This window comes from Pseudomonas hamedanensis, assembly GCF_014268595.2.
In the GTDB taxonomy this organism is placed as follows: Bacteria; Pseudomonadota; Gammaproteobacteria; order Pseudomonadales; family Pseudomonadaceae; genus Aquipseudomonas; species Aquipseudomonas hamedanensis.
The window spans coordinates 3,583,190-3,601,456 of the sequence record NZ_CP077091.1; the positions used below are offsets into that span (position 1 = coordinate 3,583,190).

Annotated in this window: 15 protein-coding genes; 7 read left to right on the forward strand and 8 right to left on the reverse strand. The window is 58.7% G+C overall.

The window, feature by feature from the left end; translation table 11 throughout:
* The first annotated feature begins 1 nt into the window (after window position 1).
* Window positions 2-805 (forward strand): hypothetical protein, encoded by an 804-nt coding sequence (locus HU739_RS15450; protein ID WP_186549499.1) that lies wholly within the window; start codon window positions 2-4, stop codon window positions 803-805.
* Between the two features lie 449 nt (window positions 806-1,254).
* On the forward strand, window positions 1,255-1,638 hold the full coding sequence (locus tag HU739_RS15455) for a hypothetical protein (RefSeq protein WP_186549501.1): 384 nt from the start codon (window positions 1,255-1,257) through the stop codon (window positions 1,636-1,638).
* A gap of 81 nt (window positions 1,639-1,719) precedes the next feature.
* On the opposite strand, the gene HU739_RS15460 is transcribed toward HU739_RS15455, so the two are convergent.
* On the reverse strand, window positions 1,720-1,890 hold the full coding sequence (locus tag HU739_RS15460) for a hypothetical protein (RefSeq protein WP_186549503.1): 171 nt from the start codon (window positions 1,888-1,890) through the stop codon (window positions 1,720-1,722).
* A 127-nt stretch (window positions 1,891-2,017) separates the two neighbouring features.
* Between HU739_RS15460 and HU739_RS15465 the strand changes: the two genes are divergently transcribed.
* On the forward strand, window positions 2,018-2,305 hold the full coding sequence (locus HU739_RS15465; RefSeq protein WP_186549505.1) for a hypothetical protein: 288 nt from the start codon (window positions 2,018-2,020) through the stop codon (window positions 2,303-2,305).
* A 213-nt stretch (window positions 2,306-2,518) separates the two neighbouring features.
* Here the strand turns inward: HU739_RS15465 and HU739_RS15470 are convergent, their stop codons facing one another.
* Window positions 2,519-2,902: a type II toxin-antitoxin system PemK/MazF family toxin gene (locus tag HU739_RS15470; RefSeq protein ID WP_186549507.1), complete on the reverse strand. Its 384-nt coding sequence runs from the start codon at window positions 2,900-2,902 to the stop codon at window positions 2,519-2,521.
* Window positions 2,903-3,088: 186 nt separating this feature from the next.
* On the opposite strand from HU739_RS15470, the gene HU739_RS15475 reads away from it, so the two are divergent.
* Complete coding sequence (locus HU739_RS15475) at window positions 3,089-3,526, forward strand: excinuclease (RefSeq protein WP_186549509.1); 438 nt, start codon at window positions 3,089-3,091, stop codon at window positions 3,524-3,526.
* A 116-nt stretch (window positions 3,527-3,642) separates the two neighbouring features.
* Here the strand turns inward: HU739_RS15475 and HU739_RS15480 are convergent, their stop codons facing one another.
* Window positions 3,643-4,545: a LysR family transcriptional regulator gene (locus HU739_RS15480; protein WP_186549511.1), complete on the reverse strand. Its 903-nt coding sequence runs from the start codon at window positions 4,543-4,545 to the stop codon at window positions 3,643-3,645.
* Window positions 4,546-4,663: 118 nt separating this feature from the next.
* On the opposite strand from HU739_RS15480, the gene HU739_RS15485 reads away from it, so the two are divergent.
* The 3 genes from HU739_RS15485 (at window position 4,664) to HU739_RS15495 (ending at window position 7,926) form a co-directional block, all read left to right on the forward strand.
* Window positions 4,664-5,938, forward strand: a complete 1,275-nt coding sequence (locus HU739_RS15485; protein ID WP_186549513.1) for an MFS transporter — start codon at window positions 4,664-4,666, stop codon at window positions 5,936-5,938.
* 78 nt (window positions 5,939-6,016) lie between these two features.
* On the forward strand, window positions 6,017-7,285 hold the full coding sequence (locus HU739_RS15490) for an AAA family ATPase (RefSeq protein ID WP_186549515.1): 1,269 nt from the start codon (window positions 6,017-6,019) through the stop codon (window positions 7,283-7,285).
* Window positions 7,282-7,926 (forward strand): retron system putative HNH endonuclease, encoded by a 645-nt coding sequence (locus HU739_RS15495; RefSeq protein WP_186549517.1) that lies wholly within the window; start codon window positions 7,282-7,284, stop codon window positions 7,924-7,926. The genes HU739_RS15490 and HU739_RS15495 overlap by 4 nt, the downstream gene beginning before the upstream one ends.
* A gap of 57 nt (window positions 7,927-7,983) precedes the next feature.
* Here the strand turns inward: HU739_RS15495 and hemE are convergent, their stop codons facing one another.
* The 5 genes from hemE to aroB form a co-directional block, all read right to left on the reverse strand.
* Window positions 7,984-9,051 (reverse strand): uroporphyrinogen decarboxylase, encoded by a 1,068-nt coding sequence (gene hemE / locus HU739_RS15500; protein WP_186549519.1) that lies wholly within the window; start codon window positions 9,049-9,051, stop codon window positions 7,984-7,986.
* A 240-nt stretch (window positions 9,052-9,291) separates the two neighbouring features.
* Window positions 9,292-10,710 (reverse strand): FAD-dependent oxidoreductase, encoded by a 1,419-nt coding sequence (locus HU739_RS15505; protein ID WP_007909438.1) that lies wholly within the window; start codon window positions 10,708-10,710, stop codon window positions 9,292-9,294.
* A gap of 33 nt (window positions 10,711-10,743) precedes the next feature.
* Window positions 10,744-15,189, reverse strand: a complete 4,446-nt coding sequence (gltB, locus tag HU739_RS15510) for a glutamate synthase large subunit (protein ID WP_186549522.1) — start codon at window positions 15,187-15,189, stop codon at window positions 10,744-10,746.
* Window positions 15,190-15,539: 350 nt separating this feature from the next.
* The gene (locus HU739_RS15515) at window positions 15,540-17,144 is read right to left on the reverse strand and encodes an AAA family ATPase (protein WP_186549524.1); all 1,605 of its coding nucleotides are present in this window, start codon (window positions 17,142-17,144) and stop codon (window positions 15,540-15,542) included.
* Window positions 17,145-17,154: 10 nt separating this feature from the next.
* Window positions 17,155-18,255: a 3-dehydroquinate synthase gene (aroB, locus tag HU739_RS15520; protein ID WP_186549526.1), complete on the reverse strand. Its 1,101-nt coding sequence runs from the start codon at window positions 18,253-18,255 to the stop codon at window positions 17,155-17,157.
* Between the last annotated feature and the right edge of the window lie 12 nt (window positions 18,256-18,267).

Below are 18,267 nucleotides of genomic sequence, written 5' to 3' on the forward strand. Positions count from 1 at the left end.
AATGACTCAGTTTTACCGCATCGCCGCCCTGCTGGCCCTGGCCTTTGTACTCGGCGGATGCACCAGCAAACCGGTGTATAACGCCAAGGAAGAGTTCTCGCCGAACCTGGGCTTCACCCAGCAACAGATGAGCCGCGCGATCGTCACCGCACTGAACGATCGTCAATGGGTCGTGCAATCGGTGCGTCCGGGCATGATCAAGGCCGCCATCACCGTCCGCGGTCGTCATCACGCCGAAGTCGATATTCCGTTCACCCCGACCTCGTTCGAAATCGACTACCGCAGCAGCTACGGCCTCAACGCCAAGGACGGCAAAATCCACGGCAACTACAACCGCTGGGTCAACCGCCTGCGCGACAACGTGCTGAAAGAGCTGTCGATCAACCCGGACATCGAGTACGTGAACAACCTTGGCATCATCAAACAGGGCGCCGACGAGCCGACTTACCTGAGCTTTCGCGAGGGCGTCAAACGCGCCACCGACGCCGGCCTGCTCGACGGCAGCGTGAAGTTCTATCTGGCGGGCGAAACCCTGCCAAAACAGGTGCGCAAACTCGACACCGTGAGCAGCAGCCGCAAGACCAACGGCTCGAACAAGTCTGACGAAGACGCCTGCTTCTGGGCCCTGCAATCAGCCCTGGCGACACTGCAGGACGCCGCGAAGAAGGCCGACGCCAACGCCGTGATCAACATCGCCAGCGTCGACCAGCGCGACCTGTACAAAGACACCGAAAAATTCCAGTGCCGGGCCGGGCTGGTGGTGTCGAGCGTGGCGTTGCGTGGTGATTTGGCGCACGTGGATTGATTGGACAGTAGAAACGACAAAGAGCCCCCGCGGCTTTTAGAAGACTCACACGGAGTACCCGTAAATGCCCTGGCTCGCCCGGGGCATTTTTCTTGTACCCACAGCGGTTAAATGACCGACCGCCTCGTCTTCATCGTATCGATAAAGCATGCCGGGGCATGCTGATCCTGCCTATTAGAGCCTGCAATAGCGCTCAGTTTCATATGCTACTTCATTTTTCCGGTATAACTCTGACTAAAAAGCACTTGAAGTACAAAGAATCAAACTTGTCACTCCGTTATACCGGCCGCCATAAAAACACCAGACAGCTAGCGCGAAAAGCTCTAAAAAACTGTCACATCTGACAGGTGCACTAACAATTCGGCGCGCCTACTCTATCTATGCAGCCCAACATCAAGCAATAACGACTTAATGTTAAACCCCAACTATCTTTGATAAAAGGAAGTACCATGCCAGATAAACAGCTCCCAGTGGATTTAAAGAAAAAAATCCAACAACTCATGATAGATGTCAGCGGGCCTGACTATGGAGACATAAGAGTCAAAAGTGAGAATTTTTACATTAAAATCAATCAACCTGATCCAAAAAATTATTACGCGCACCTCTCGGTTGAGGCTAAGGGTTCTGACACTTATGTCTCGACTGAGGACTTTGTATCTAAGATCAATCAATATCTGCGCTACGACGGTAACGAAGAAATAAGTACAGAGGAAGCAGGGGAAATTATAGGGTTTCAACGGATGTATGCACCGTATACGCAAAACGTCATGTATGAAGACAACGGTAAAAAGATGTACTGCTCCGTCTCAATATTTGTTGAAATAAAAGATTAAGTAACGTAGCCCTAATCCATAAGGCCTAATGAGCCTACATATCCGGACATCGACGACCTTCGATTTGTGAGGGGTATCCAGTCACAACGGAACCCCTTTTTTCAATTCAAGTTCAACTGAATCGTGCATTTGTGAAGCTAACGCTCTTCCATCAACGACCACCTGTACCCTGCCATCACTGATTTGCGCAGATAGAAATAACAATCCCATGAACGACCTGAATAGCGTCATGAACAGGATTAACGGACGCATCTAACACCTCACTCCTGCTCGGCGGCTGAAAAATCAGCACATCGTTGTAGGGCGAGCCTGCTCGCGATTTGATTGCGCAGCAATCATGTCTCTGCCGGGTCAACCTTGCGCGTCAGCAGTTCGACAAATGCATTGGCCATCGGTGATAAAACAGGTGCGCAAACTCGACACCGTGAGCAGCAGCCGCAAGACCAACGGCTCGAACAAATCCGACGAAGACGCCTGCTTCTGGGCTTTGCAATCAGCCCTGGCAACGCTGCAGGACGCCGCGAAGAAAGCCGACGCCAACGCCGTGATCAACATCGCCAGCGTCGACCAGCGCGACCTGTACAAAGACACCGAGAAATTCCAGTGCCGGGCCGGGCTGGTGGTGTCGAGCGTGGCGTTGCGCGGTGATTTGGCGCACGTGGATTGATTGGACAGTAGAAACGACAAAGGGCGCCATTCGGCGCCCTTTCACAGACAGGTCGGCTTGTCATGACCGGTTACCTGCCTGGCTCTGCGATGGCTGGTTGCCCAGGATCCTCAGAGTCTCACAAGCCCCTTTCGGGAACGCAGGCAGTATCGCTTGAAAGACACCGGCAGACAACGGCTGGCAGTTCGCCTTTCGGTGCCATATTCAGAGCCATCACAGTCCCAATGCCTTTTTCACTGCGGCTTTGATGGCGTAAAACTCTTCTATTGCGAGATGTGAAATCAGATAGACGCGCCTACCTGTACGATCTCGACTTTTAATTCGGTCGAGCCGTGAAAGGCTGACCGTAGCCACCATGTCACATTTGGCCCAACATTTCGGATTGGCGCCGTGTAGATGACTCGCCAGTTCAAGATGGTGATCAAGCAGACAATCAGGTGCTGTAGTGCTCAAGGGCACGACAGTTACCAATAGACTATTGCTGCGGTGTCTACGTAGCACGACGACTGGTCTCACCTTGACCATTTCAGGCACTTCATAACCTCTGAAATCGCAAATAAGCACGCTGCCCTCCTTGGGCTGGTAACGAAGTGGCATCCGTGGCACTCACTGAAAAAGAAGCGATTCTGCGCAAAAATAGAGCGTTCCCCTAAGGCAGATCCGTTACGGGAAATGTAGCTCTCTGCACACCTCTTACTCCCTTGCAGCATCTACACTCGCTTAAGCAGGCCACAACTCAATACCTGCATTCGCGGTTCTCTTTCATTGTCAAAGGAGATGACCATGCAAGTGAAAGTCCTGATCGCCGTTGCGCTTTTGACACTCCTGCCCGGCGCCAGCCACGCCACGAACCTGATGTACATGCCTTTCGAAACCGTGCTGTCGGACGCCATTCGTGCCGGGCGACTCGATGGCAGCGTGAAGTTTTACCTGATCGGTAACGGGCCGCAGGGCACTCAGCAGTTGTTGCGCCGTGGGGTGATCAGCGACCTGAAAACCAATGGTTTCAACAAGAGCGATCAGCGATCCTGCGAATGGGTTTTGCAGTCGAACCTGATCAAGTTGCAGGCCGATGCCAAGCGGGCCGGGGCGAATGCGGTGGTCAATATCGTCAGTTACTACGACCAGCGGGTGCGCAAGGATTTGAATACGTACGAGTGCCGGGCAGGTATTTTTGTCACGCGGGTAGCATTGAGGGGGGATCTGGTGCGGTTGCCTTAGTTGGCACCTGAATGTCTGGGGGGCGGCTTCTGGCCTCTTCGCGAGCAGGCTCGCTCCCACAGGGTGACGGCGATCAAATGTGGGAGCGAGCCTGCTCGCGAAAGCGCCAGCGGCCTTCACTCAATCAGAGGCTCCACCTTGCGCGTGAGCAGTTCGACAAACGCCTTGGCCATCGGCGATTTCTGATCCTTGCGCTGCACCAGCCACACCGCCGAAATCGCCTCGGGATCGAGCAGCGGGCGATAGACCACGCCGTCGATGCGCATGCGTTGATAAGACGCCGGCAGCACCGACACCCCCAGACCTGCCGCCACCAGACCGATGATGGTCATTGCCTCGCCGGCCTCTTGGGCAAAGTGTGGGCTGAAGCCAGCGTCACGGGCCAGGCTCAGCAATTGCGCATAGAGACCGCTGCCATAGCTGCGCGGGAAAAACACGAAGGGCTCAAGCGCCAGCGCCGAGAGAAGCAGACCTTCGTCGCTGCCCTGGGCCAACGGATGCTTGGAACTGAGCACCGCCACCAACGGCTCCCGCATCAACTCCACCACGCTTAGCGAATCCGGCAAGCCCAGCGGGCGCATGATGCCGACCTCTATCGACTCGTCGACCAAGGCATCGGCAACCATCGTGCTGCTCATCTCGCGCAGGTTCAGATGTACCGCCGGGAAGCGTTGGCGAAAGGAAAAGATCGCCTGAGGAATCGTCGAATTGAACGGCGCCGACGAGGTGAAGCCAATCTTCAACTCCCCCAGTTCGCCCAACTGCGCCCGACGCGCAACATCCGCCGCTTTATCGACTTGGGCCAGCACCAGCCGCGCCTCCTGCAGAAACAAGCGACCCGCCTCGCTGAGTTCAACCCGACGATTGGTTCTTTCAAACAGACGCGCGCCGACTTCTTGCTCCAGCGCCTGAATCTGCTGGCTCAGCGGTGGCTGGGAAATGCCCAGTACCTGTGCGGCGCGGCCGAAATGCAGTTCTTCGGCCACCGCAATGAAGTAGCGCAAATGACGCAATTCCATGCAAACCTCATTAAGTCGTTAAAGCTATCAAACAGGTCGAACAATATATTGGATAGAAACATTAGCCAGCTATATGATTTTTTCATTGCCTGCCCGGCTGTGCTTTCCGAGGTCTGAAGTGAAAACTGCTGTCGCGCCCCTTGCCCACGAAGTCCCACCCGCTGCCGACGACGCAATCGCCGAGCTGCAAGAGATCTACATTGAAAAAGGCACCCCGGCGTTTATGCGCACGGCACTGGCGCTGTTCTGCGGTGGGTTCGCCACCTTCGCGCTGCTCTATTGCGTGCAGCCGATGATGCCGTTGCTGTCCCACGAATACGGGATCAATGCGGCGCAGAGCAGCCTTATCCTGTCAGTGGCAACCGGCATGCTGGCCTTCGGTCTGTTGATTACCGGGCCGATTTCCGATCGCATCGGGCGCAAACCGGTGATGGTGGCGGCACTGTTTGCCGCCGCGCTGTGCACGCTCGCCAGTTCGATGATGCCGAGCTGGCACGGCGTGCTGATCATGCGCGCCCTGATCGGCTTGTCGTTGAGCGGCCTGGCAGCGGTCGCGATGACCTATCTCAGCGAAGAAATTCATCCACAGCACATCGGTCTGGCGATGGGCTTGTACATCGGCGGCAACGCCATTGGCGGGATGAGCGGACGCTTGATCACCGGGGTGCTGATCGATTTCGTCAGCTGGCACACGGCGATGCTGGTGATCGGTGGACTGGCGCTTATCGCTGCGGCGGTGTTCTGGAAGATCCTCCCGGAGTCGCGCAACTTCCGCGCCCGCTCGCTGCACCCGCGCAGTCTGCTTGAGGGCTTCACCCTGCACTTTCGCGACGCCGGCCTGCCGCTGCTGTTTCTCGAAGCGTTTGTGTTGATGGGCGCGTTTGTCACGCTGTTCAACTACATCGGCTACCGCTTGCTGGCGGCGCCGTACAACCTTGATCAGGTGTATGTCGGCTTGCTCTCGGTGGTGTACCTGTCGGGGATCTACAGCTCGGCGAAAATCGGTTCACTGGCGGACAAACTCGGGCGGCGCAAAGTGCTCTGGGCGACGATTGCGCTGATGTTCGCAGGGCTGGCACTGACGATGTTCACCTCGTTGTTGTTGGTGATCGTCGGCATGCTGGTGTTCACCTTCGGCTTCTTTGCCGCGCACTCGGTGGCGAGCAGCTGGATCGGGCGTCGGGCGTTGACGGCCAAAGGGCAGGCGTCGTCGCTGTACCTGTTCAGTTATTACGCCGGGTCGAGCATTGCCGGGACGGCGGGCGGGGTGTTCTGGCATTTTGGCGGGTGGAACGGGATCGGGCTGTTTATCGGCGCGTTGTTGCTGATTGCGCTGCTGGTGGCGTTGAAGCTGGCGAAGTTGCCGCCGTTGCCCGGCGCAGCACAGGTTTAGCCACAACTGCGCCCTAGCGGTAATCGCGCGCCAAGGTACACTGACGACATTCGTCTGCTTTGGTAAAGGGAAGCCAGAATGCGCCTGGACCGTCTCCACATTCAAAATTTTCGTTGCTACGAAGATGCCACTTTTGACTTCCAGCCAGGGTTCAATTTGGTGGTGGGGGTCAATGGGAGCGGGAAAACGTCATTGCTACAGGCGGTGGCGAGCTCATTTGTCGAGTTTGGCCAAACCTTCAGTCACCCTGAAGATCTGCTGACGAAAGAGTCAGTACGTTTCGTCTTTAACGAGTTTGAAAAAAGAACTCGCTTCGAACGTGTATTTCCTCTGGTTTTGGAAGCCAAGGGAGATTTGCTTGGTTCTAACGGCTGGGACGTCCATTGGCTGGCCGCTGATCATCGGATACTGGATACAAGGCCGTCTGGTAAAGCGCTAGACGTCATCAATAGCGTCAGTTCGGAATCAACAATCGATCTGCCCTTGTTGGGGTTTTATCGTGCAAACAGGCGCTGGAAAATGCTTGGGGTGGCGGCAGAATACGCGGCCAGGCAGCGCGTTTCTCGTTTGGATGGATACTCGGACTGGTTTGATACCGTCACAAACCTGAAAGACTTTGAAACTTGGCTGATCAGCAAGACCTTGGAGCGCATGCAGAATGTACTGGACGCCGGGATTGGAGCCACTCCCACCGAGGAGGATGAGCTTGCCTGGGTTAACCGGGCGATTCAAATCGCCTTGCCAGAAGCCCGGGATTTGCGTTACGACCTTCGATCGCAGACATTGCTGATCCAACTCGAGAAGACTACATTTCCTTTCAGTGAGCTGAGCGATGGGCAACGCGGTATGGTTGCCCTTTTCGCTGACATCGCCCGCCGCATGTGCATCCTCAACCCCCACATGGGTAAGGATGTTCTGAAAAACACCGCTGGCGTGATCATCATCGACGAACTCGATATCCATCTGCATCCTGCCTGGCAACGCACCATCGTTCCGGCGTTGCGGCAGGCATTCCCCAAAGTCCAGTTCATCGCCGCCAGTCACTCCCCGCAAATAATCGGCAGTTTGCAGCCCGAAGAGGTCATCGTGCTGCACAACGGCGAATCCTCACACCCTCGCGTCACCTATGGTCTGGATTCCAGCAGCGTGCTCGAAGAAGTCATGGGCGTTGGCCAGCGTGAACCGGAGATTGAAAACCTGCTCTCGAAGCTTTTTTCCACCTTGGAAGACAACGACCTGGAAAAGGCGAAATCGCAGCTTGAGGCCCTGAAGAAGAAGGCACCGGATCTTCCGGAATTTGCCGGTGCAGAGGCACTCATCAGGCGCAAGGAGATTCTTGGCAAATGAAGCGAGTGCTCAAAGGAACTGAACCCGCCTCATTTACAGCCTGGAAAAGCTCGGCAAACGATGAATGGATTCCTACCTACCCCACTTTGCAAAATCCGCAAAAGCGGGAGCTGCACGCAGCCTTGTTACGGGAGCAAGGATCACTGTGTTGTTATTGCGGCAGAGAAATAGAAGCGACTACCAGCCACATAGAACATTTCCGGCCTCAAGAGCATTTTGAAGCGCTGGCGCTGGATTATCAGAACCTCCTCGCCTCCTGTCTGCGTGAAACCAGGCCCGGCAATCCACTGCATTGTGGACACCGCAAAGGAAACTGGTTTGAGGAAGCCTTGCAGATATCTCCGATGGATGAGCAGTGCGAACTGCGCTTCAAATACCTGCAAAATGGCGAAATTCAGCCAACGGATTCTAGAGATTTGCCAGCCGCCAAAATGATTGAAGTTCTGGCGCTCGATATTGCCTATCTGAACAACCGGCGCCGAGACACGATCCGTCGACTGTTTGATGATGAATTCATCGCGAGCGCCGGCAATGAAGATCTCGAATACCTCGTCAACGTGATTCGAGCGGCAAAAGTCTCCGATCAAAAGCCTTTCGACCACATTATCGCCCGCTACGCCGAACAACTCCTCGGACGATAAATCCATCGCAAACAAAAACGCCCGGCAGTTAGCCGGGCGTTTTTTATTGTGCCGCAATCACTCGTGATACTGCGCCGACAGCTCATGCACCGCGCGAAGGAATGCGCCGGCGTGTTCCGGATCAACCTCAGGCGTGATGCCATGGCCGAGGTTGAACACGTGACCGCTGCCCTTGCCGTAGCTGGCCAGAATGCGTCCGACTTCGGTGCGGATCGCTTGCGGTTTGGCGTAGAGCACGGTCGGGTCCATGTTGCCTTGCAGCGCGACCTTGTCGCCGACACGGGCGCGGGCGTTGCCGATGTCGCAGGTCCAGTCCAGGCCCAGTGCGTCGGCACCAGCTTCGGCGATGCTTTCCAGCCACAGGCCGCCGTTCTTGGTGAAGAGGATCACTGGCACTTTGCGGCCGTCGTGCTCGCGGATCAGGCCGCTGACGATTTTCTTCATGTAGGCCAGGGAGAATTCCTGATACGCCGCCGCCGACAGGTTACCGCCCCAAGTGTCGAAAATCTGTACTGCTTGCGCACCGGCCTGGATCTGGCCGTTGAGGTACGACGTCACCGACTGCGCCAGTTTATCCAGCAGCAGGTGCATGGCTTGCGGATTGTCGTAGAGCATCGCTTTGGTCTTGCGGAAGTCTTTCGACGAACCGCCTTCGACCATGTAGGTCGCCAGCGTCCATGGGCTGCCGGAGAAACCGATCAGCGGCACACGACCGTTGAGTTCGCGACGGATAGTGCTGACTGCGTCCATGACGTAGCCGAGATCCTTGTGCGGATCAGGGATCGGCAGGGCTTCGATGTCGGCCAGGGTGCTGACGACTTTTTTGAAACGCGGACCTTCACCTGTCTCAAAGTACAGACCTTGCCCCATGGCATCGGGAATGGTGAGGATGTCGGAAAACAGGATCGCCGCGTCCAGTTGCGGATAGCGGTCGAGGGGTTGCAGGGTGACTTCGCAGGCGAATTCCGGATTCATGCACAGGCTCATGAAGTCGCCGGCGTGGGCGCGGCTGGCGCGGTATTCCGGCAAGTAGCGACCGGCCTGGCGCATCATCCACACTGGGGTGACGTCAACGGGTTGCTTGAGCAGGGCGCGGAGGAAGCGGTCGTTCTTCAGGGCAGTCATGTCGGCATCCGGAAAAAAAGTGCGGGCATTTTCTCAGAGCGCGAGGCAAAAGGCACGGATGTGGGTCAGCCTTTTGTCTATCGGGTCAATTAATTGCGGTTTCACTCGGGCAGATCGTTCCCACGCTCTGCGTGTGAATGCATCCTGTGACGCTCTGCGTCACGACGTTAAAAGCGGACGCAGAGCGTCCATGGAGGCATTCCCACGCGGAGCGTGGGAACGATCAGATCGCGTCGTTTGTTAGACGCCGAGGTAATCGAGGATCCCCTCAGCCGCATTACGCCCTTCGAAGATCGCCGTCACCACCAGGTCGGAACCGCGCACCATGTCGCCACCGGCGAAGATTTTCGGGTTGCTGGTCTGGTGCTTGTACTGACCTTGCTCAGGCGCAACAACGCGGCCCTGGCTGTCGGTCTGGATCTCGAACTGCTCGAACCACGGCGCCGGGCTCGGGCGGAAACCGAACGCGATGACCACGGCGTCGGCCGGGATGATCTCTTCGGAACCGGGAATCGGCTCGGGGCTGCGACGGCCACGGGCGTCCGGTTCGCCGAGACGGGTCTCGACGACTTTCACGCCTTCGACCTTGTCTTCACCGACGATAGCGATCGGCTGACGGTTGTAGAGGAATTTCACGCCTTCTTCCTTGGCGTTCTTCACCTCTTTGCGCGAGCCGGGCATGTTCGCTTCGTCACGACGATAGGCACAAGTCACCGACTTGGCGCCCTGGCGAATCGAGGTGCGGTTGCAGTCCATCGCCGTGTCGCCGCCACCCAGCACTACAACCTTCTTGCCTTTCATGTCGACGAAATCTTCCGGCGACTTTTCAAAGCCCAGGTTGCGGTTGACGTTGGCGATCAGGAAGTCCAGCGCGTCGTAAACGCCCGGCAGATCCTCACCGGCAAAGCCGCCCTTCATGTAGGTGTAAGTCCCCATGCCCATGAACACTGCATCGTATTCGGCGAGCAGTTGTTCCATGGTCACGTCTTTGCCGACTTCGGTGTTGAGACGGAACTCGATGCCCATGCCGGTGAAGACTTCGCGACGATTGCTCAGCACGGTCTTTTCCAGTTTGAACTCGGGGATGCCGAAGGTCAGCAAGCCGCCGATTTCCGGGTTCTTGTCGAACACCACCGGGGTCACGCCGCCGCGCACCAGCACGTCGGCACAACCCAGACCCGCCGGGCCGGCGCCAATGATCGCGACACGCTTGCCGGTCGGTTTGACCTTGGACATGTCCGGGCGCCAGCCCATGGCGAACGCGGTGTCGGTGATGTATTTCTCGACCGAACCGATGGTCACCGCACCGAAACCGTCGTTGAGGGTGCAGGCACCCTCGCACAGACGGTCCTGGGGACACACCCTGCCGCAGACTTCCGGCAGGGTGTTGGTCTGGTGCGACAGCTCGGCGGCCTGGAGGATGTTGCCCTCGGCGACCAGTTTCAACCAGTTGGGAATGAAGTTGTGCACCGGGCACTTCCATTCGCAATACGGGTTGCCGCAGCCCAGGCAGCGGTGAGCCTGATCGGCCGACTGCTGGGGTTTGAACGGTTCGTAGATCTCGACGAACTCTTTCTTGCGTTGACGCAACAGTTTCTTCTTCGGATCTTTGCGCCCGACATCGATGAACTGGAAGTCGTTATTCAGACGTTCAGCCATTGTTAAAACCTCATCAAACTCTTCAGGCGCATATCACTGCGGGTTGGCACGAGTGCTGGAAAGCAACGATTTCAAGTTGGCAGCCTTCGGCTTGACCAACCAGAAACGACGCAAGTAATCATCGAGGTTCTCGGCGAGTTCACGACCCCACTCGCTGTCGGTTTCCGCGACATACTCGTTCAGCACGTTCTGCAGGTGGCTGCGATAGGCTTCCATCGCCTCGCCGCTGATCCGCTGGATTTCCACCAGTTCGTGGTTGACCCGGTCAACGAAGGTGTTGTCCTGATCGAGCACGTAGGCGAAACCACCGGTCATGCCTGAGCCGAAGTTGTAACCGGTCTTGCCCAGCACGCAGACAAAACCACCGGTCATGTATTCGCAGCAGTGATCGCCAGTGCCTTCCACGACGGTGTGGGCACCGGAGTTACGCACGGCGAAACGCTCGCCAGCGGTGCCAGCGGCGAACAGCTTGCCGCCAGTGGCGCCGTACAGGCAGGTATTACCGATGATGGCGCTTTCCTGAGTCTTGTAGACGCTGCCCTTCGGCGGAACGATCACCAGCTTGCCGCCGGTCATGCCCTTGCCGACGTAGTCGTTGGCGTCGCCTTCCAGGTACATGTTCAGACCGCCGGCGTTCCACACGCCGAAGCTCTGCCCGGCGGTGCCTTTGAAGCGGAAAGTGATCGGCGCTTTCGCCATGCCCTGGTTGCCGTGCTTGCGCGCGATTTCGCCGGAGATCCGTGCGCCGATCGAACGGTCGCAGTTGCAGATATTCAGATCGAACTCGGCGCCGCTGAGGTCGTTGATCGCCGACGACGCCATCTCGACCATTTTCTCGGCCAGCAGGCCTTGGTCGAACGGCGGGTTGCGCTCAACACCGCAGAACTGTGGCTTGTCCGCCGGGATGTGATCGCTGCCCAACAGCGGCGTCAGGTCCAGATGGTTTTGCTTGGCGGTCTGGCCCTCGAGGATTTCCAGCAGATCGGTACGACCGATCAGCTCTTCGAGGGAGCGCACGCCGAGCTTGGCCAGCCACTCACGGGTTTCTTCGGCAACGTAGGTGAAGAAATTCACCACCATGTCGACGGTGCCGATGTAGTGGTCCTTGCGCAGCTTCTCGTTCTGAGTCGCGACGCCGGTGGCGCAGTTGTTCAGGTGGCAGATGCGCAGGTATTTGCAGCCCAGCGCGATCATTGGCGCGGTGCCGAAGCCGAAGCTTTCGGCGCCGAGGATCGCCGCTTTGATCACGTCGAGGCCGGTTTTCAGGCCGCCATCGGTCTGTACCCGGACTTTGCCGCGCAGGTCGTTGCCGCGCAGGGTCTGGTGGGTTTCAGCCAGGCCCAGTTCCCACGGTGCGCCAGCGTATTTGATCGAGGTCAGCGGCGACGCACCGGTACCACCGTCATAACCGGAGATGGTGATCAGGTCCGCATAGGCCTTGGCCACACCGGCGGCGATGGTGCCGACGCCCGCCTCCGCAACCAGTTTCACCGAAACCAGTGCCTGCGGGTTGACCTGCTTTAGGTCAAAGATCAGCTGCGACAAGTCTTCGATCGAATAGATGTCGTGGTGCGGTGGTGGCGAAATCAGGGTCACGCCCGGCACTGCATAACGCAGCTTGGCGATCAGACCGTTGACCTTGCCGCCCGGCAGTTGCCCGCCCTCGCCCGGCTTGGCGCCTTGCGCGACCTTGATCTGCAGCACTTCAGCGTTGACCAGGTATTCCGGGGTCACACCAAAACGGCCAGTGGCGACTTGCTTGATTTTCGAGCTCTTGATGGTGCCGTAGCGTGCCGGATCTTCACCGCCTTCACCGGAGTTGGAACGCGCACCGAGGCGGTTCATGGCTTCGGCCAGGGCTTCGTGAGCTTCCGGCGACAATGCGCCCAGCGAGATACCGGCGGAGTCAAAGCGCTTGAGCACCGATTCCAGCGGCTCGATCTCGCTCATGTCCAGCGGCGTGTCGAGGGTCTTGACCTTGAACAGGTCGCGAATCATCGACACCGGACGGTTGTCCACCAGCGAAGTGTATTCCTTGAACTTGGCGTAATCGCCCTGCTGCACAGCGGCCTGCAGGGTGTTGACCACGTCTGGGTTGTAGGCGTGATATTCGCCACCGTGGACGAACTTCAGCAGACCGCCCTGCTGGATCGGTTTGCGCGGGCTCCAGGCTTCGATGGCGAGGGCTTTCTGCTCGGCCTCGATGTCGACGAAACGTGCGCCCTTGATGCGGCTTGGCACGCCGCGGAAGCTCAGGTCGCAGACCTCCTCGGACAAACCAATGGCTTCGAACAACTGCGCACCACGGTACGAGGCGATGGTCGAGATACCCATCTTCGACAGGATCTTGAGCAGGCCTTTGGTGATGCCCTTGCGGTAGTTCTTGAACACCTCATAGAGGTCGCCCAGCACTTCGCCGGTGCGGATCAGGTCGCCCAGCACTTCGTAGGCCAGGAACGGATAGACCGCCGAGGCGCCGAAACCGATCAGCACGGCGAAGTGGTGCGGATCGCGTGCCGTTGCGGTTTCAACGAGGATGTTGGAATCGCAACGCAGGCCTTTTTCGGTCAGGCGGTGGTGCACCGCGCCGGTGGCCAGGGAGGCGTGGATCGGCAGCTTGCCCGGGGCGATATGGCGGTCGCTCAGGACGATCTGGGTCCGCCCGGCGCGCACGGCTTCTTCAGCCTGATCGGCAACGTTGCGGATCGCCGCTTCGAGGCCGAGGCTTTCGTCGTAGTTGAGATCGATGATCTGCCGCTCGAAACCTGGGCGGTCGAGGTTCATCAGCGAGCGCCACTTGGCCGGCGAGATCACTGGCGAGCTGAGAATCACCCGCGAGGCGTGTTCCGGCGACTCCTGGAAAATGTTGCGCTCGGCCCCCAGGCAGATTTCCAGCGACATCACGATCGCTTCACGCAGCGGGTCGATCGGTGGGTTGGTCACCTGCGCGAATTGCTGGCGGAAATAGTCGTACGGTGTGCGCACACGCTGGGACAGCACAGCCATCGGCGTGTCGTCACCCATCGAGCCAACGGCTTCGTAACCTTGCTCGCCGAGCGGACGCAGCACCTGATCGCGTTCCTCGAACGTGACCTGATACATCTTCATGTACTGCTTGAGCTGATCGACATCGTAAAAAGCCGAACCGTGGTCGTTGTCTTCCATGGTTGCCTGAATGCGCAGGGCATTCTTGCGCAGCCATTGTTTGTACGGATGACGGGATTTCAGACGGTTGTCGATCGCATCGGTGTCGAGGATCTGCCCGGTTTCGGTGTCCACGGCAAGGATCTGGCCCGGGCCGACACGGCCCTTGGCGATCACGTCTTCCGGCTGGTAGTTCCAGACGCCGATTTCCGACGCAACGGTGATGAAACCGTTGGTGGTGGTAACCCAGCGCGCGGGACGCAGACCGTTACGGTCGAGCAGGCACACCGCGTAGCGACCGTCGGTCATGACCACGCCGGCCGGGCCGTCCCACGGCTCCATGTGCATCGAGTTGTACTCGTAGAACGCACGCAGGTCCGGGTCCATGGTTTCGACGTTCTGCCACGCAGGCGGAATGATCATGCGCACGCCACGGAACAGGTCGATGCCACCGGTGACCATCAGTTCAAGCATGTTGTCCATGCTCGAGGAGTCGGAACCGACACGGTTGACCAGCGGGCCGAGTTCTTCCAGATCCATCAGATCGTTGGTGAACTTGGTCCGACGGGCCTGCGCCCAATTGCGGTTACCGGTAATGGTGTTGATCTCGCCGTTGTGGGCGAGGAAGCGGAACGGCTGCGCCAGCGGCCATTTCGGCAGGGTGTTGGTGGAGAAGCGCTGGTGGAACACGCAAATTGCGGTTTGCAGGCGCTCGTCGCTCAGGTCCGGATAAAACGCGGCCAGGTCGGCCGGCATCATCAGGCCTTTATAGATGATGGTCTTATGCGAAAAGCTGCAGATGTAGTGGTCGGTGTCAGCGGCATTGGCGACCGACGAACGGCGACGCGCGCTGAACAGCTTGACGGCCATGTCCTGATCGCTCAGGCCTTCACCGCCGATGTAGACCTGCTCGATCTGCGGCAGACGCTCAAGCGCCAGGCGGCCGAGGACGCTGGTGTCGATCGGCACTTTGCGCCAGCCGATCAGTTGCAGGCCTTCGGCGAGGATTTCGCGGTTCATGTTCTCGCGAGCGGCTTCGGCCTTGACCGGATCCTGGTTGAAAAAGACCATGCCCACGGCATATTGCCGGGGCAGCTCGACACTGAAGGTTTCCTGGGCAATGGCTCGCAGGAACGCGTCAGGCTTTTGAATCAGCAGACCGCAACCGTCACCGGTCTTGCCGTCGGCATTAATCCCACCGCGGTGGGTCATGCAGGTCAGGGCCTCGATGGCCGTCGTCAAAAGGGTATGACTGGGTTCGCCCTGCATATGCGCTATCAGGCCGAAACCGCAGTTATCCTTGAATTCATCTGGTTGGTACAGACCTGCTTTCATAGACACTTTCTCACCAGGCTGCCTCTACTCGAGGCAAATTTCTTTTCAATTCAACCACTTGCGATCCGCGCCGAACGTACGCCGGCTTAGCGGGGGCAAAAGGGTGGTCATTGTACACAGCGACACAGAGGCTCACAAATTTGACGACGAACTGTCGCAAATTCATGTCGCATTTGTGAAAGGTTTAAAGCGATATGCTGTGCTAGTCAAAACTTTTTTAATTTTGACTGCAACGACTCAAAGACTACTGTGACGCAGACACCACAAGGCGCGCGGTCTGTAGAGACGGCGCGCACATGTAGAAATTTTGAGGTGCTTGGAGAGGCGGCCTGGGTAAGGCCGCCGAATCTTCAGCGAGTTGTTGCCAGTTCCTGTTGGACGCTGGCGACAGTGCGAGGCCAAGGTTTACCAGCCTGAACCTTCGCTGGCAAGGCCTTGATGGCAGAAACGGCCGCATCACGATTGGCAAAGTTGCCGTAGGTGATCACGTAGAGCGGCTTGCCGTTGAGGACTTTCTTGAAATAACGGTATTCGCCGCCCTGCTCTTTGACGAAGTTCTGCGCGGCGGTTTCCGAGCTGGTGCCGAGGATCTGCACCACGTAATTGCTGGTCGGCTGACCGGCGTACCAGCTGCCACCGGACGCTTTGGCGACGGTGACCGGTTTCTCGGCAGGCTTGGCAGCGGCAACCGGTTTGGCCGGCGCTGGCGCGGGTTTGGCGGCAGGTGCTGGTGCTACCGGAGCAGGCTTGGCCGTGGCGACTTGCGTCGGAGCCGGCGTTGGGGCGGGTTTTGCCGCAGGTACCGGAACCGGGGTCGGCGCAGGACCGGCTGGGACGCCCGCAGGCGGTGCGGAGGTGGTCACGGTCGGCGGCGTATCACTGGAGCCTTCCAGCGGCACACCGTCATCGCCTTCGGTGATGCCACCGGCGGCTTCGGCCAGCGGACCACGCATGACCGGCTGTGAGTTGCCGACCAATGGCAGCGGCATCGGCTGGGTGTTGCCGGCAAACTCGACGGCTGGCGCACCACCGTTGGCGGCACCCTGGCCCAGCGGCAGTTGTGCCTGTTCATTGGCCGGAGCACCGGTGGTCGGTGCCTTGCTGCGACCCGGCATCAGCCAGGCGGCGGCGACCGCGACCACAACGACGGCGGAAATCGCCAATACGTGTTTCTTCGGCATGTTGAACCCCATACTTGGACGCTTCACCGCGGAGCGGCTGGCAATCATGACTTCGATCAGAGCATCGCGAGCGACCTGGTTGATATTGCCCGGCCAGCCCTCGGAGCTTTCGTGAATATCAGAGATCTGATCGGCGGTGAAAAGTTCGACACCCCGGCCCGCGCCTTCCAGCCGCTGGTCGAGATATTCGCGGGTCTCTTCTTCGGTGTACGGCTGCAATTCGATGACGTGAAAACGCTCTTCTTCGAGCTGCAAAGCCTCGAGCTGAGCGATCAGCGACGACTCACCGAACAGGAATACATGCGGACGACCTTCCGGCGTGCCCGCGCCCAGCGCCATCAGCGCTTCAAGCGCGGACTCGTCGAGCTGCTCGGCATCATCCACCAGCAGATAGACTTCCTGCCCGGTGAGGGCCAGTTGCACCACCTGCTCCAGAATCGCGCCGACTTCGGCCTGGGCGACATCCAGCGCCTGCGCCACCTGGCGCAGCACGCCCGCCGCATCACCGGCACCACGGGCGGACACCACCACGCTCTGTACTGACTGTTTATTGGTGCTGGCAACCAGCGCCTGACGCAACAGCGTCTTGCCGCTGCCCTGCGGGCCGGTGACCACCAGCAGCAACTGGCTGTAACGCGCCAGATGATGCAGTTGCCCCAGCACCGGTTTGCGCTGGGCCGGGAAAAACTTGAAGCCCGGCACCCGTGGCGCGAAAGGGTCGTGGCTTAACTGGAAATGGCCGAGAAACGCCTCGTCGGCATGCAAACTAGTCATCGGAATCTTATTAACCTTTAAGCTGAGCCAGGGCGCGGTAATCCGCTCCCAGCGTGGCCTGTAGAACCTCTTTCGGATAATCGTCGGTCACTACCGCTTCGCCCATCCGGCGCAGCAGCACCAGGCGCAGACGACCGTCGATCACTTTTTTGTCGATTGCCATGTGTTGCAGAAAATCGGCTTCGCTCATTTCAGTCGGCGGAACCACCGGCAGACCGGCACGCTGGAACAGACGAATGCCGCGGTCGCGCTCTGCATCGCTGATCCAGCCCAGCCGCGCGGACATTTCCAGCGCCATCACGGTACCCGCCGCGACCGCCTCGCCATGCAGCCAGACACCATAGCCCATGTGGGTTTCGATGGCGTGGCCGAAGGTATGGCCAAGGTTGAGCGTGGCGCGCACGCCGGTTTCCTTTTCATCGGCACCGACCACGGCAGCCTTGGCGGCGCAGGAACGCTCGATCGCATAGGTCAGCGCGGTTTGGTCCAGCGCACGCAGGGCGTCGACGTTTTCTTCCAGCCAGGTCAGGAACGGCTCGTCGCAGATCAGGCCGTACTTGATGACTTCTGCCAGCCCTGCCGACAGCTCGCGTTCCGGCAGGGTTTTCAGCGACGCGGTATCGATCAGCACCACGTTCGGCTGATAGAAGGCGCCGACCATGTTCTTGCCCAGCGGATGGTTGATGCCGGTCTTGCCGCCGACCGACGAATCGACCTGGGACAACAAGGTGGTGGGAATCTGGATGAAGTCGACGCCGCGCTGGTAGCAGGCAGCGGCAAAGCCGGCCATGTCGCCGATCACCCCGCCGCCGAGGGCGATCACCGTGGTGCGGCGATCATGCCGGGCGGTCAGCAGACCGTCGAAGATCAATTGCAGGGTTTCCCAGTTCTTGTAGGCCTCGCCGTCCGGCAACACTACCGAGATCACCGAGAACTGCGCCAGGCTGCGGGTCAGACGTTCAAGGTAGAGCGGCGCCACGGTCTCGTTGGAGATGATTGCCACCTGACGCCCGTGGATGTGCGGCGCCAGCAACTCGGGCTGATCCAACAAACCTTCGCCAATATGAATCGGGTAGCTGCGCTCGCCCAGGTCGACCTTGAGTGTCTGCATGTGTCCCCACAG